General features: G+C 70.6%; 10 protein-coding genes. 7 read left to right on the top strand and 3 right to left on the bottom strand.

Annotated elements, in window-relative coordinates; genetic code table 11:
• The first annotated feature begins 68 nt into the window (after window positions 1-68).
• The 7 genes from FREUN1FDRAFT_RS10445 to FREUN1FDRAFT_RS10475 all read left to right on the top strand — a co-directional run bounded on the left by FREUN1FDRAFT_RS10445 (window position 69) and on the right by FREUN1FDRAFT_RS10475 (window position 9,459).
• Window positions 69-1,208 carry an asparaginase gene (locus tag FREUN1FDRAFT_RS10445; RefSeq protein ID WP_006539992.1) on the top strand — a complete coding sequence of 380 codons (1,140 nt, stop codon included), beginning with the start codon at window positions 69-71 and terminating at the stop codon, window positions 1,206-1,208.
• A gap of 247 nt (window positions 1,209-1,455) precedes the next feature.
• Complete coding sequence (locus FREUN1FDRAFT_RS10450) at window positions 1,456-2,979, top strand: CoA transferase (RefSeq protein WP_006539993.1); 1,524 nt, start codon at window positions 1,456-1,458, stop codon at window positions 2,977-2,979.
• A gap of 368 nt (window positions 2,980-3,347) precedes the next feature.
• Complete coding sequence (locus FREUN1FDRAFT_RS10455; RefSeq protein WP_006539994.1) at window positions 3,348-4,520, top strand: branched-chain amino acid ABC transporter substrate-binding protein; 1,173 nt, start codon at window positions 3,348-3,350, stop codon at window positions 4,518-4,520.
• Between the two features lie 148 nt (window positions 4,521-4,668).
• Entirely contained in the window at window positions 4,669-5,439 is a 771-nt protein-coding gene (locus FREUN1FDRAFT_RS10460; protein WP_006539995.1) for an SDR family oxidoreductase, read from the top strand.
• A 190-nt stretch (window positions 5,440-5,629) separates the two neighbouring features.
• Window positions 5,630-6,301, top strand: coding sequence for a triacylglycerol lipase (locus tag FREUN1FDRAFT_RS10465; protein WP_006539996.1), 672 nt, complete (start codon window positions 5,630-5,632; stop codon window positions 6,299-6,301).
• A 340-nt stretch (window positions 6,302-6,641) separates the two neighbouring features.
• Window positions 6,642-7,436 (top strand): SDR family oxidoreductase, encoded by a 795-nt coding sequence (locus FREUN1FDRAFT_RS10470; protein WP_006539997.1) that lies wholly within the window; start codon window positions 6,642-6,644, stop codon window positions 7,434-7,436.
• A 139-nt stretch (window positions 7,437-7,575) separates the two neighbouring features.
• Entirely contained in the window at window positions 7,576-9,459 is a 1,884-nt protein-coding gene (locus FREUN1FDRAFT_RS10475; protein ID WP_006539998.1) for an AMP-binding protein, read from the top strand.
• 353 nt (window positions 9,460-9,812) lie between these two features.
• On the opposite strand, the gene FREUN1FDRAFT_RS10480 is transcribed toward FREUN1FDRAFT_RS10475, so the two are convergent.
• The 3 genes from FREUN1FDRAFT_RS10480 to FREUN1FDRAFT_RS10490 all read right to left on the bottom strand — a co-directional run bounded on the left by FREUN1FDRAFT_RS10480 (window position 9,813) and on the right by FREUN1FDRAFT_RS10490 (window position 12,463).
• Window positions 9,813-10,457: a hypothetical protein gene (locus FREUN1FDRAFT_RS10480; RefSeq protein ID WP_006539999.1), complete on the bottom strand. Its 645-nt coding sequence runs from the start codon at window positions 10,455-10,457 to the stop codon at window positions 9,813-9,815.
• 370 nt (window positions 10,458-10,827) lie between these two features.
• Window positions 10,828-11,193 carry a DUF2203 domain-containing protein gene (locus FREUN1FDRAFT_RS10485; RefSeq protein ID WP_006540000.1) on the bottom strand — a complete coding sequence of 122 codons (366 nt, stop codon included), beginning with the start codon at window positions 11,191-11,193 and terminating at the stop codon, window positions 10,828-10,830.
• A 190-nt stretch (window positions 11,194-11,383) separates the two neighbouring features.
• On the bottom strand, window positions 11,384-12,463 hold the full coding sequence (locus FREUN1FDRAFT_RS10490) for a hypothetical protein (RefSeq protein WP_006540001.1): 1,080 nt from the start codon (window positions 12,461-12,463) through the stop codon (window positions 11,384-11,386).
• Between the last annotated feature and the right edge of the window lie 140 nt (window positions 12,464-12,603).

The raw sequence follows: 12,603 nt of genomic DNA on the forward strand, positions 1-12,603 counted from the left end.
AGCAGCGCGCGCCAGAGCGGTGCGGAGCCGGGCAGCCCGCGCCGGAACAGGATCGCCCGGAGGGGTACGTGGCTGGCAGGTCCGACGGTGCGGCGCCACCTGTCGTCGCCGAGATCCTGCGGGGCCGCGCGCCCGGCCTCGACGTGCTGGTCGAGAGCCGGATCAGGGGAACCGTCGTGGGGCTTGACCCCACTGGCGCCGTGCTGCTGGCCGCCGGCGACCCGAGCGCGGTGATCTCGCCGCGCTCCACGGTCAAGCCGATGCAGGCCGTGGGCATGCTGACGGCCGGGCTCGACGTGGTCTTCGGGGCGACGCCGGGCGGGCCGGCTGTGCCGGGCGGGCCGGCTGTGCGGGGCGGGCCCGGAGGTGGGAGCGGCGCCGTGGGCGGCATCCCGCCGGAGCTGCTCGCGATCGTGGCCTCGTCGCACAGCGGTGAGCCCGAGCAGGTGGCGGCCGTGCGCGCCGTGCTGGCGGCGGCCGGGCGGGGGCCGAGCGACCTGGCCTGCCCGCCGGACCTTCCGCTTGGGCGTCTTGCCCACGAGCGGCACCTCGCCGCCGGGGGAAGCCCCGAACGACTACTGATGAACTGCTCGGGCAAGCACGCAGGCATGATCGCCTGCTGTGTGGGGTCCGGCTGGCCGGTGAGCGGCTACCTCGAGCCGGACCACCCGCTGCAGCAGCGGATCCGAGTCGCGATCGAGGAGCTTGTCGGCGGCCCGGTGACGGCTCCCGCCGTCGACGGCTGTGGCGCACCGCTGTTCGGCGTTCCGTTGCTCGGCCTCGTCCGAGGGATGCGTGAGCTCGCGCTCGCGGCGGCCGGGTCGGCCGGGTCGGCGGGGCCCGCGGGAACGGCGTCGCCGAGGCGGCGGGTCGCGGCGGCGATGCGCGCCTTCCCCGCCCGCGTCGGCGGGCCCGGGCGCCCGGACACCGAGCTGATGCTCGCGGTGCCGTCGCTGATCGCGAAGGACGGTGCGGAAGGCGTGTCCGTCGCCGCGACGTCGGCAGGGTTCGCGGCCGCCGTCAAGATCGAGGATGGTTCTCAGCGTGCCGCGATGCCGGTGCTGATCGCCGCGTTGCGGTATCTCGGTGCGTTCGCCGCCGACCCCGACTCCGATCTGGCTCGCGTCGAGGAGCTCGGTACGCCGAAGATGTTCGGCGGGGGCGCGGAGGTGGGTGTGCTGCGCGTGGTCCTCTCGCCGGGCGTGTGATCACAGTGCGTGACACCGGCGTGTGATTCCGGGTGTCGGGTCGGGTGTCTGTTCCCTGCCATGTGTCGGTGTCCAGGCCTGCGACGTGCCCGAAAGCAGCGTTGCGTGCGCGTGGTGGCACGGCTGTGTAATGCTGTCCGTCACATAAGCCTCACTCTGGGACATGGCCAGGGGGTGGTGGTAACTCGGGCGGTCCGGCCGGTTACGCGTCAGGCAGCATTGATGATCCGCTGCACAGGATGGGGAGATGGCCGACAACGCGATGATTGCTGCCCAGGTCGCGACGCTCGTCCGCGATCAGGGAGTCGTGGACCGGCTGACCATCACCGGTCCCGTGGATGTCCTGCCGAGTCTGCACCGGGTGACGGAGCTGGCCACGGCGAGCGTCGCCGCCGCGGCCGTGGGCGCCGGCCGGTTACTCGTCGCGCGGAATTCCGGCGCCGGTGGCATCGGTGGTTCCGACGGTTCCGATAGTTCCAATGGTTTCGGCGATTCCGCTGGTTCCGCTGGTTCCGCCGCGTGCTGGCCGGATGCGGGTGTGGGTGTGGGTGTGGATGCGACGGGCCAACCGGAGATCGAGATCGATACCCGGCATGCCTGCGCGGCGTTCCGCAGCGAACGGTATCTGCGGGTCGATGGCCGGCCCATGCCGACGCCCTGGGACCCGATCTCCGGCTACTACCGCACCGCCGACGACCGGTGGATCGAGCTGCACTGCAACTTCCCGCATCATCGGGCCGGGATCCTGGAGCTGCTCGACGTGTCGAACGACCGGGCCGAGGTCGAACGGGCGGTCGCGCGCTTCGAGGCCGAGTCGCTCGAGCTGGAGCTGCAGGCGATGGGCATGTGCGCCACGATGGCGCGCGACGAGGACGAGTGGTCGTCCCACCGGCAGGCGAAGGCGCTGGCAGAGCTGCCCGTCCTGGAGATCGAGCAGTTCGGGGAGGCCGCGCCGACCCGGCTTCGACCGGCCGACCTGCCGGCCGAGGGCATCCGCGTGCTGGACCTGAGCCGGGTCGTCGCCGGGCCGGTCTGTGGCCGGACCCTCGCCGGCTACGGCGCGGAGGTGCTGCGGGTCGGCGCCGCGCATCTGCCCGAGGAGCGGTCACTGCTCATCGACACCGGCTTCGGGAAGCGGAACACGTTCCTCAACCTGCGGGTCGCCGCGGACGCACGCCGGCTGCGGGAGCTGATCTCGACCGTCGACGTCGTCATCCAGGCCTACCGCCCGCGTGCGCTGGACCGCCTGGGTTTCGGCCCGGACGCGTTGGCCCGCCTGCGGCCCGGAGTCGTGGTCGCGACGATCAGCGCCTACGGCCGTACCGGCCCGTGGAGCGGCCTGCGTGGCTTCGACAGCCTCGTCCAGACCGCTTCGGGCATCGCGATGGCGGAGGGCCGGGCTGGTGGCGACGACGGCCCGCGGCTCCTGCCCGCCCAGGTCCTCGACCACGCGGCCGGTTATCTCGCCGCCTACGGCGTCCTGGCCGCCCTGGCCCGGCGCGGCGAGGAGGGCGGGAGCTGGCAGGTCCGGACGTCGCTCGCCCAGGCGGGGCGGTGGCTGCGGGAGCTGGGCCACCGCGACACGTTCGCGTTGCCGGACCAGACCAGAGCCGATGCGGAGGGCTTCTGCCGGCGGCTCCGCAGCGAGTTCGGTGAGGTCTCCTACGTCGCGCCCCCGGGAACGGTCGGCGGCCGGGCGCCGGGCTGGACGATGGCGCCAGCCTCGCTGGGCACCAGCCCGCCCGGCTGGGAGCCCCGGGATGAGGCCTAGCGTCCCGCCGCCCACGCCCCTGCCCGCGGCCCGGCCTCGGTGTTGCTCGGTAGCAGCGGCAGCTCGTAGCCACAGCGCGAAGATCTGAGGATTCTGGTCGTTCCAGCAACCACGGTCCTCGGATCTTGCTCGGCAGCAGCCCGCATTGCCGCTTCCCGGGATTTCGCCCGGGGCCCGGTGACGGCTGACGGATGACCGGCCAGGAGCCCGGAGCCCGGGACACGCCAGGAGCCAGGAGCCAGGAGCACGGGACACGGGACACGGTGACCGCCTGAACGGGCCGGGTTGTCTCGTCCACAGGCCTGTCGTCGCGTAGGACTGGGTTTTGCGACTTCGTGGTGTGGCGCGAACCGGAGGCGACGCAGAACATGATCAGGCGACCGGCCATGGGCGCGATCGCGCTCGCCGTCGTGACGGCGGTGACCGTGGCGGCATGTGGGCTCGGTCGGGAGGACTCGCCCGGCGACGGCAGGAAGACCATCACCATCGGCTTTCAGGGCATGCTGTCCGGCGACGACCGCAAGCTCGGCGTCAACGCCCTCTACGGGGTGCGGACGGCGGTCGCGGAGGTGAACGCCGATGCCAGCGTCCCGTTCCGGCTGAAGCTCGTGGAGGTCGATGACGGTGGCTCGCCCGACCGGGCGCCGGGTGCGGCGCGCGGCCTCGTCCGGGACTCCGGCGTGGTGGCGGTGATCGGGCCGCTGCTGACGGACACCGCCGAGGTCAGCGAGCCGCTCTACAGCGAGGCCGGCCTGCTCTCGGTGAGCCCGTCCGCGACCGGTCCGGCCCTGACCGATCTGGGCTTCACCACCTTCTACCGGGCGATCGCCCCGGACACCGTGCAGGGGCGGGCGGCCGCGGACTACATCTCCACGGTCCTCGAGGCGAAGAAGGTGTACTCGATCGACGACCGCGGTGACTACGGCATCGGGCTGTCCACGGCGCTGGAGGCCGAGCTGACATCCGACGGGGTCGATGTCACGCACGACGGGATCGACCCGGCCAGGGACTACACCACCCGGGCCGAGCGGATCATCGCCGAGGCGCCGGACGTGGTCTACTATGCCGGCTACTACACGGACCTCGCCCGGCTCGCCGAAGCGTTGCGGGACAAGGGCTTCGCCGGCACAGTGATGTCGGGTGACGGTTCGTGGGACCAGCGGTACGTCACCCGGGCCGGCGCCGACGTCGCCGAGGGAACGTTCTTCTCCTGCGCCTGTGCGGACGTCCACGAGGACGCGAACGCGGCGGACTTCGTCGCCTCCTTCGAGACGGCCAACGGCGGGGCGCAGCCCGGGGTCTACTCGGGTGAGGCGTACGACGCCACCAGGGCCCTGGTACGCGCGCTGCGGGCCGTCGGCCCCGACGGGGACCGCCAGGCGGTCGCCCGTGCCTTCGCGGACGTCAGCTGGAAGGGCGTCACCCGGGACGTCTCGTTCGAGGAGACCGGCGAGCTCAAGGTGCCCACCGTCTACCTGTACAAGGTCGAGGACGGCGAGATCGTGAGCCTCGGGAAGATCGCGGACCTGCTCCGATCCTGATGCCCCGGGGAGGCTGTCGGGATGTCTCCGGCACCGATGGGGTGTCGTCCCTGCGTGGCGTGGGCGGTCGATCGGCCGGACTGTGCCGGATTCGGCGTAAGGTTGAGCACGCTGAACCTTCCACTAACGTAAGGGTTGTTTGCCTGTCATGGTGCGGTCGCCGACCATCGGTGACACGCCGTCCCCGCGCCGTCTGGCGGACCGGGCGGCGGTGGTGACCGGTGCTTCCAGCGGAATCGGCTATGCGGTGGCGCTCGATCTCGCCGCCGCCGGGGCGGCGGTCCTGGCGACCGGGCGGGACGACGCCGCGTTGTCCCGCCTCGCCGCCGAGGCTGCTCGCCACGAGCTCGACGTGCGCGTCTTCGCCACCGAGATCACCGACCCCGCCGGTCGGGAGCGGCTGGTCGAAACCGCGCGGGACATGCTGGGCGACGTCTCCGTGCTCGTTCATTCAGCCGGCGTCTACCACAGCGGCCCGATGAGCATCGCGAGCCTCGCGGATCTCGACGATCAGTACGCCGTCAACCTGCGGGCGCCCTACGCGCTGACGCAGCTGCTTCTGCCCGATCTCACCCGGACGCTGGGCGACATCATCTTCGTGAACTCCACCCAGGGGCTGGCGGCGGGGCCGACGGTCGGTCAGTACGCGGCGACGAAACACGCGCTGCGCGCGATCGCGGACAGCCTGCGTGCCGAGCTCGGGCCGAAGGGGCCACGGGTGTGCACGATCCTGCCAGGGCGGACGGCCACCGCGATGCAGCGGAGGATCTTCGAGACGGAGGGTCGGGACTGGGATCCCGACGCCCTCATGCAGCCCGAGGACGTGGCGGCGATGGTGCATTCCGTGGTCGAGCTGCCGCGCCGGGTCGAGGTGACCGACATCGTGATGCGGCCGACGCAGAAGGTCGCGGCGATGTAACGAAACGACATCCGGATTTCCGGGCGTGCAATTGACGGTGAACATGAAATGGTCCGGCGGCTGTGCCCCGGGCCGGCAGTGAGAATCGAGCTCTGATCCGACCTCCAACAGGAGCCCCGGCGAGACCTTTCCATCTCACGGTGCATGGTCAGTGACGCCGGGGGTCCGAGCCGACGATGGAAAGGGCTCAGTGTTCAGAGCAGCCAGAATTCTTGGTGCCCTCGCCGTCGCGTTCACCGCATTGCTGGGTACCAGCACCTCGGCGTCCGCGGCGACCCACGACCCGGTAATTTTCGTCTACGGTTTCAACGGCTCGACGTCCACCTGGACCGACATGGTCGCCGACTTCCAGGCCCACGGCTACTCCGTGTCCGAACTGACCATCTTCACCTACACCTCGACCCAGTCGAACGTGACCACGGCGAACCAGCTGGCCAGTAAGGTCGCCGCGGTGCGGTCCGCCACCGGCGCGGCCAAGGTCGACCTGGTCACCCACTCGATGGGCGCGCTGTCCTCCCGCTACTTCCTGAAGAACCTGGGCGGGACGTCCGTCGTCGACGACTGGGTTTCGCTCGGTGGCCCGAATCACGGCACCACCACCGCCTCCCTGTGTAGCTGGCTGTTCACGGCCTGCTCGGACATGGTCCCCGGATCCTCTTTCCTGAACGCGCTCAACGCCACCGACGAGACGCCGGGTTCGGTCAACTACGGCACCTGGTGGTCGTCGTGCGACGACACCATCAATCCCGATTCGAGTGTTGCGCTGAACGGCGCGACCAATACCGCCGCCGGCTGCCTGGGCCATTCCGAGCTGCATGACGACGACACCGTGGCCGCCGGAGTGCGCGCGTTCATCGGCTGAGCCCGAGGGCCCAGCGAATGCCGGACGCGTTGCCGCACCGGCGTCGCGACGAGGCGACGTCGGTGACGGAACGTGATCGAGGCTGGTGCTGGATGCCCGCCCCGGTGCCGTGGCCGGCAGGTGTTACCCCTATCTGGGATCCTGCCGGTCACGGCACTGTTTCCCGGCCCGCGGCGGCTGCATCGTCCCCCTGCTCCGGTACCTTGGCTTCCGTCGGAAGCGCCCCAGTCCGTCCAATCCCTTCCGTTTCGTCACTGTTTGTCGCTGTTTGGCGGTCGAGACCGTTCGGCCGTCGGCGGGCTGTCCGGCGCTCCGTCACCGACCTGAGGAGCTTGGCGACGTGACCGATTTCCGCGGCCGAACCGCGCTGGTGACGGGTGCTTCTTCGGGGATCGGCGCCGCCCTGGCCGAAGCGTTGGCCGGGCGCGGGGCCGATCTCGTCCTCACCGCGCCGCACCAGACGCGCCTGCGGGCCGTCGCGGACAGAATTCAACTCCTGCACGGCGTGGACGTCGCCGTGATCCCGGCGGATCTCTCCGAGGAGCGCGGCCCGGACGACCTGGTCGAACGGGCGCTGGCCGACGGCCACGAAATCGATGTGCTCATCAACAACGCCGGCTTCGGAACACGTGGCCGGTATGACGAGCTGGCCGCCGAACGAGACCACCGCGAGGTCATGCTCAACGCCGTCGCGGTCGAGCGGCTGACCCACCTGCTGTTGCCCGCCATGGTCGAACGCGGACGCGGGACGCTGATCAACGTCTCGTCGACGTCGGGTTTCCAGGCGGTCCCCTACATGGCTGTCTACGGCGCGTCGAAGGCCTTCGTGTTGTCCTTCTCGATCGCGCTGTGGGCCGAGTACCGGTCCCGCGGTATCCAGGTGCTCGCGCTGTGCCCCGGGCCGACCGACACCAGCTTCTTCGACGCCCTCGGGTCGACGATGAGCGCGGGCGGTCGGCTGCGCACCACCGAGGAGGTTGTGACCAGCGCCTTCCGGGCGTTGGACCGCGGCCAGCCCTACGTGATCGACGGTCGGCTCAACTACCTGACCTCGAACGCGTCCCGCCTGCTGCGCCGCGGGTTCGTCGCGGGGATCACCGCGCGGGTCCTCGGCCCGCAGACCGGCCACGCCTGACCGCGGCACGCCTGACCGCGGCACATCTGACCGCGGCACGCCTGACCGCGGCACATCTGACCGCGGCATGCCGACGCCGCCGTCTGTCCAGCGTCAAAGTGCTCTGGACAGACGGCGCGGCGGCGAGAGGATGGCAGGCATGGGCGAATACCGGCGCGTGTACGAGGACTCACAGGCCGACCCCGAGGGCTTCTGGGGCGCCGCGGCGGAGGCCGTCACCTGGACCCGCCCGCCGGTCCGGGTCCTCGACGCCGGCAACCCGCCCTTCTACCGCTGGTTTCCCGATGCCGAGCTGAACACCAGCGTGAACGCCCTGGACCGGCACGTCGACGCCGGCCGTGGGGACGCCACCGCGCTGGTCTACGACTCGCCCGTGGCGGGCACCACCCGCCGCCTCACCTTCGCCCAGCTCACCGACGAGGTGGCCCGGGCCGCCGGCGCGCTCGCGTCGCTCGGGGTCGGGCGCGGTGACCGGGTCATCATCTACCTGCCCATGATCCCCGAGGCGGTCGTGGCGATGCTGGCCTGTGCCCGGCTCGGCGCGGTCCACTCTGTGGTCTTCGGCGGCTTCGCCGCCCCGGAGCTCGCGGCCCGTATCGACGACGCCCGCCCGGTGGTGATCGTCAGCGCGTCCTGCGGCATCGAGCCGACGCGGCTGGTGCCCTACAAGCCGATGCTGGACGAGGCCATCGCCCTGGCCGCCCACAAGCCGGCGGCCTGCGTCATCGTCCAACGTGAACAGCAGCGCTGCGAGCTGCTCGCCGGGCGGGACCACGACTGGGAGCCGCTCGTCGCCTCGGCGCCGCCGCACCCGGCGGTCCCGGTCGCGGCGACGGACCCGCTGTACATCCTCTACACGTCCGGGACGACCGGGCGTCCGAAGGGGATCGTGCGGGACAACGGCGGCCACGCGGTCGCGATGGCCTGGTCGATGCGCAACGTGTACGGCATCGGGCCGGGCGACGTGATGTGGGCCGCCTCCGACATCGGGTGGGCGGTCGGCCACTCGTACACGGTCTACGCGCCGCTGATCGCCGGCGCGGCGACCGTCCTGTACGAGGGGAAGCCGGTGGGCACCCCCGACGCGGGGGCCTTCTGGCGGGTGATCGCGGAGCACGGGGTGAACATCCTGTTCACCGCGCCCACCGCGATCCGCGCGATCAAGAAGGAGGACCCGGCGGGCGCCCTGGTCGGCAGGTACGACCTCACCTCGCTGCGGGCGCTCTTCCTCGCCGGTGAGCGACTGGACCCGGCGACGTTCGACTGGGCCACGGCGGCGCTCGGGCTCCCGGTGATCGACAACTGGTGGCAGACCGAGACCGGCTGGGCCATCTGCTCCTCGCCGTTCGGGCTGGAGCGGATGCCGCTCAAGGCCGGGAGCCCGTCCGTTCCGATGCCGGGGTACGACGTCCGGGTGCTCGGCCCGGCGGGTGAGGAGGTCGCCGCCGGGGTCGAGGGCGCCATCTGCCTGCGGCTGCCGCTGCCGCCCGGCACCCTGCCCACGCTGTGGGAGGACGACGACCGCTACGTCGCGTCGTATCTCTCGGCGTTCGCCGGCTACTACCTGACCGGCGACGGCGGCTTCGTGGACGACGACGGCTACCTGTACGTCCTCGGGCGCACCGACGACGTGATCAACGTGGCCGGCCATCGGCTCTCCGCCGGTTCGATGGAGGCGGTGCTCGCCTCGCATCCGGCGGTGGCCGAATGCGCGGTCGTCGGCGTGGCGGACACCTTCAAGGGGCAGGTGCCGCGCGGGCTGGTGGTCATGAAGAGCGGCGTGCAGACCTCCTCGGCGGCGCTGGAGGCCGAGCTCGTGGCGCTGGTCCGCGCCGAGATCGGTCCGGTCGCCTCACTGCGGCGGGTGGACGTCGTCGCCGCGCTGCCCAAGACCCGGTCCGGCAAGATCCTGCGCCGGACCATGCGTGAGCTGGCGGACGGCCGCTCGCCGGCGGTTCCGTCCACCATCGAGGACGTGGCGGTCCTCGACGCGATCCGCCCGGTGCTGGCCCCTGACGCCTGACCCCTGACGGTCTGACCTTGGAGTTGGCTCCGGCGCTGGTCCCGGGTCCTGAAGGGGAGCACCGGGCAATCACGAGAAACGGACCCCGCACCGCCGCGCAGCGCCAGCAATCCGCGCCAACAGGTGTAAACAGGACGCAGAGTCGTTTGACAATTCGCAAGGAAGTGAGGATTTCGGTTGCTGAAGCAACCCTAACCCTCACTTCTTGCCAGGAAGCGGCTGCGGCAGCGGAGACCCGAGGCTTGGGATTCTGCGACGGGCTGCCAGAACGACCAAAATCCTCGGCTCTTCGGCTCGCCCTACCGGGCCACCCTGCTCACGAAAATCCTCGACTCTTCGCGCGAAAGGCGCGGCTACCTGACGGAGTACTCGTCCGCCGATTCCTGGTGGTCGACGTAGGCGTCGGCGATCAGGTCGAGCTCGTCGAGAGGGTAGTCGAGCTTGCGGCGCATCGTGCGGCGCCCGACGAGCAGCAACTGAAGCAGGTACTCCGGGACGTCCGCGCGCTGGCACCGCTGGAAGCCCATCGTGTACCAGGTGTGCGCCTCGACGAGCTGACCGTGCTCCGCCAGGGTCTCGGCTACCGCCGCGTAGACGTCCGGGTCCCTGGGCCGACTCGCCTTGATCTCGGCCAGCAGGGCTGCGGCCTCGGTGCCGCGCTCGAGCCGCTCGGCGGCGTCGGCGGCGGCGTCATCGGTGTCGGTGTTCCAGCGCAGGAGCGCGTCGTGTAGCCAGACCCTCGGGTCGAACTCCTCCCGCCCGCTGTCGTGTGAAGCGGCCAGGGCGCCCCGGTAGCAGCGCACGGCCTCGTCCCACCGGCGGGCGAGACCGTACTGGCCGCCGGCGTGGACCAGCAGCGTCGTGGCGCTGATCTCGCCATGAAGCGCGGGCTGGCCGGCGAGGTCCTCGAACTCGGCCGCCGCCTGCTCGTGCCGGCCGTCACCCGCGGCACGGATGGTGATGTCGTCGATGTCTTCCTCGGTGAGCACGCCGGCCATTCTGCTCCGCCGGCCGGATCGTGGAACGTGAAGGCCCCGCCGACCCAGGTGCTTACTCGCCCTCCGGAGCCTTCCGGAGCCTTCCGGAGCCCCCGGAGCCACCGGGGGCTCCGAACCGTCGCCGGGACTGTCGTTGCTGATGAGTACGAGTTGAGGATTTTGGTTGTTCCGGCGGCTCGTCGCAGAATCCCGAACTTCGGGCCGCCGTCGCTACCGCTGCTGCTGAGCAAGAAGTGAGGATTTTGGCTGCTGCAACAACCGAAATCCTCACTTCTTGCGGATTGCCCCGCCCGGTTTGTCGCTATTGGTAGAAGTGAAGTGATGGCGTTGTGTCGCGGCGCGAGATCCTCGGTGGGTCGCCAGGCGGGCCCTAGTCCGGGAGGCGGCGCCGGGCGGCGAAACCGAGGTCGGCCCGGTGGTACCAGGCGAGCTCGGGCTCGCCCTCGATCCAGCAGAGGAGCACGCTCTCGCCGTCGAGGACAGATGGGAAGTCGATCAGGAGCGGAGCGGCCCCCTTGACCTGGATGCCGTGGGCTGGAAACCAGGCCAGCGCTTCGGACAGCCAGGCCTGCAGGGCCTTCATCTCGGCGAGGCCACCCTTCGGCGACGACGCGCCTTCGGAGAGGGCCGCGCTGAGCTCCGTGAGATCAGCCCGACGCGCCACGAATTCGGCGGCGCGTTCGTGGATTTCGGGCATCAGGGCACGGGCCTCGTCAACGGAGAAGATCTGGTCCACGTAGCCAAGTCCATCATGTCGCGGCTGGCGCCGAGCCGGTTCGGGGCACTGACCGGCAGGCGCGTTCGGGGGTTGCGGCCGGTGGCGCCGGCCATAGAGCTTCCCGTGGTTCGCCGCGGCCCACAGTGGTCCGTCGTGGTCCGTCGTGCCGGCCGTGGCGAAAGGGCCGGAGTCCGCCGATCCGCCGGAATCAGGCGCGGCGCGCCATCTTCAGGGTCTTCTCCAGGTGTTCCCGGTCGGCCTCGGTGGAGCGGCCGTTCGTGGCCACGGCGGGAATCTGGTGCCCACCGCCGAGCACGAGGTCCGTGGTGTGCCGAAGCCCCATGTCCCGCTGCTCGACGTCGAGGATCGCCTCCTCGACCCGGTACAGCTTCTCGATTTTCGCCACCTTCGCCTCGACCTGTGCCGCGACGATCCGCAGCCGTCGCTCCGCCTTCGCGAGGCGCCGCTCCAGCCGCCGGTCGACGAAGTTGGGCATCGGCTCGTCCCGCTCTGTCGGGTCGTGCAGGGACAGCTCGACGACGACCGCCACGAAGGGGATCAGCGCGGTGAACAGGATCGCGGGCCCGTCGCTGCCGTCGGTCGCCGCGCCCTGGATGCGGACCATGATTCCCGCGATCGACAGCAGCAGGAAGACGATCGAGGTCAGGGCGAGTGCCAGTGCTGAGGACTGGGTGGTGACGAGCTGCTCGCGGGTCTCGGCATCCACCTTCACGGTGCCGGCGTCCGCGGCCTTGAGCAACTGGACCTGGGCACGGGCCAGGATCGCGCCCTTGATCGCGTGGGCGAGCACCATGCCGGCGATGAAGACCGCGATTCCCAGGATGCCGCCCAGGAACCAGCTGACGCCGTAGTCCGCGGCGTCGGTGAGCACGCCGTAGGCCTCGGCGAAGACGAAGAAGTCGAGGGAGGCGAGCACGGTGAGGACCAGGGTCCGGATCAGCGGGGCGAACGGCATCAGGGGAATGCGCTCCTGGATGCCGACGGTGCGCCAGAGCCGGCCCTGCTCGACCCGGTTCCTGATCAGCTCGGTTCGCCGCTCACGGCGTTCCGCCCGCGAGTCGATCTCCATCCGGAGCTCGGCGATCAGTTCCTCAAGGGTTCTCGCGTCCGCGCGGACGGCCGCTCGGACCTCCTGGACCTCGGCCTCTTCCAGGCTCTTGAGGACCTTCGGTCGCGTCTCGGCCCCCGCCAGCGCGATATCGGCGTCCCCCACCTGCCGGATGAGCTTCTTGGCGAGACGTCCTGGCCGATTTCCCCTGCGCAGCACCTGAGGGTCTCTCTTTCCGTGTCTTCGTGCGGACGGCCTCGGTGGGCTGGACGGCCTCCCAGATCCGGTCGGCCGCAGAAATCAGAAAAGAAATCAGAAATCAGACGGAGAAGGCTCGGTGAGCCTTTTTCGTCTCACGG

The sequence above is a fragment of the Parafrankia sp. EUN1f genome (assembly GCF_000177675.1).
In the GTDB taxonomy this organism is placed as follows: domain Bacteria; phylum Actinomycetota; class Actinomycetes; order Frankiales; family Frankiaceae; genus Parafrankia.

Bases quoted from the DNA above. Each gene is read 5' to 3' on its own strand.
- FREUN1FDRAFT_RS10450 (WP_006539993.1), top strand. From the start codon at position 1,456: ATGGCCGACAACGCGATGATTGCTGCCCAGGTCGCGACGCTCGTCCGC.
- FREUN1FDRAFT_RS10455 (WP_006539994.1), top strand. From the start codon at position 3,348: ATGATCAGGCGACCGGCCATGGGCGCGATCGCGCTCGCCGTCGTGACG.
- FREUN1FDRAFT_RS10460 (WP_006539995.1), top strand. From the start codon at position 4,669: ATGGTGCGGTCGCCGACCATCGGTGACACGCCGTCCCCGCGCCGTCTG.
- FREUN1FDRAFT_RS10475 (WP_006539998.1), top strand. From the start codon at position 7,576: ATGGGCGAATACCGGCGCGTGTACGAGGACTCACAGGCCGACCCCGAG.
- FREUN1FDRAFT_RS10480 (WP_006539999.1), bottom strand. From the start codon at position 10,457: ATGGCCGGCGTGCTCACCGAGGAAGACATCGACGACATCACCATCCGT.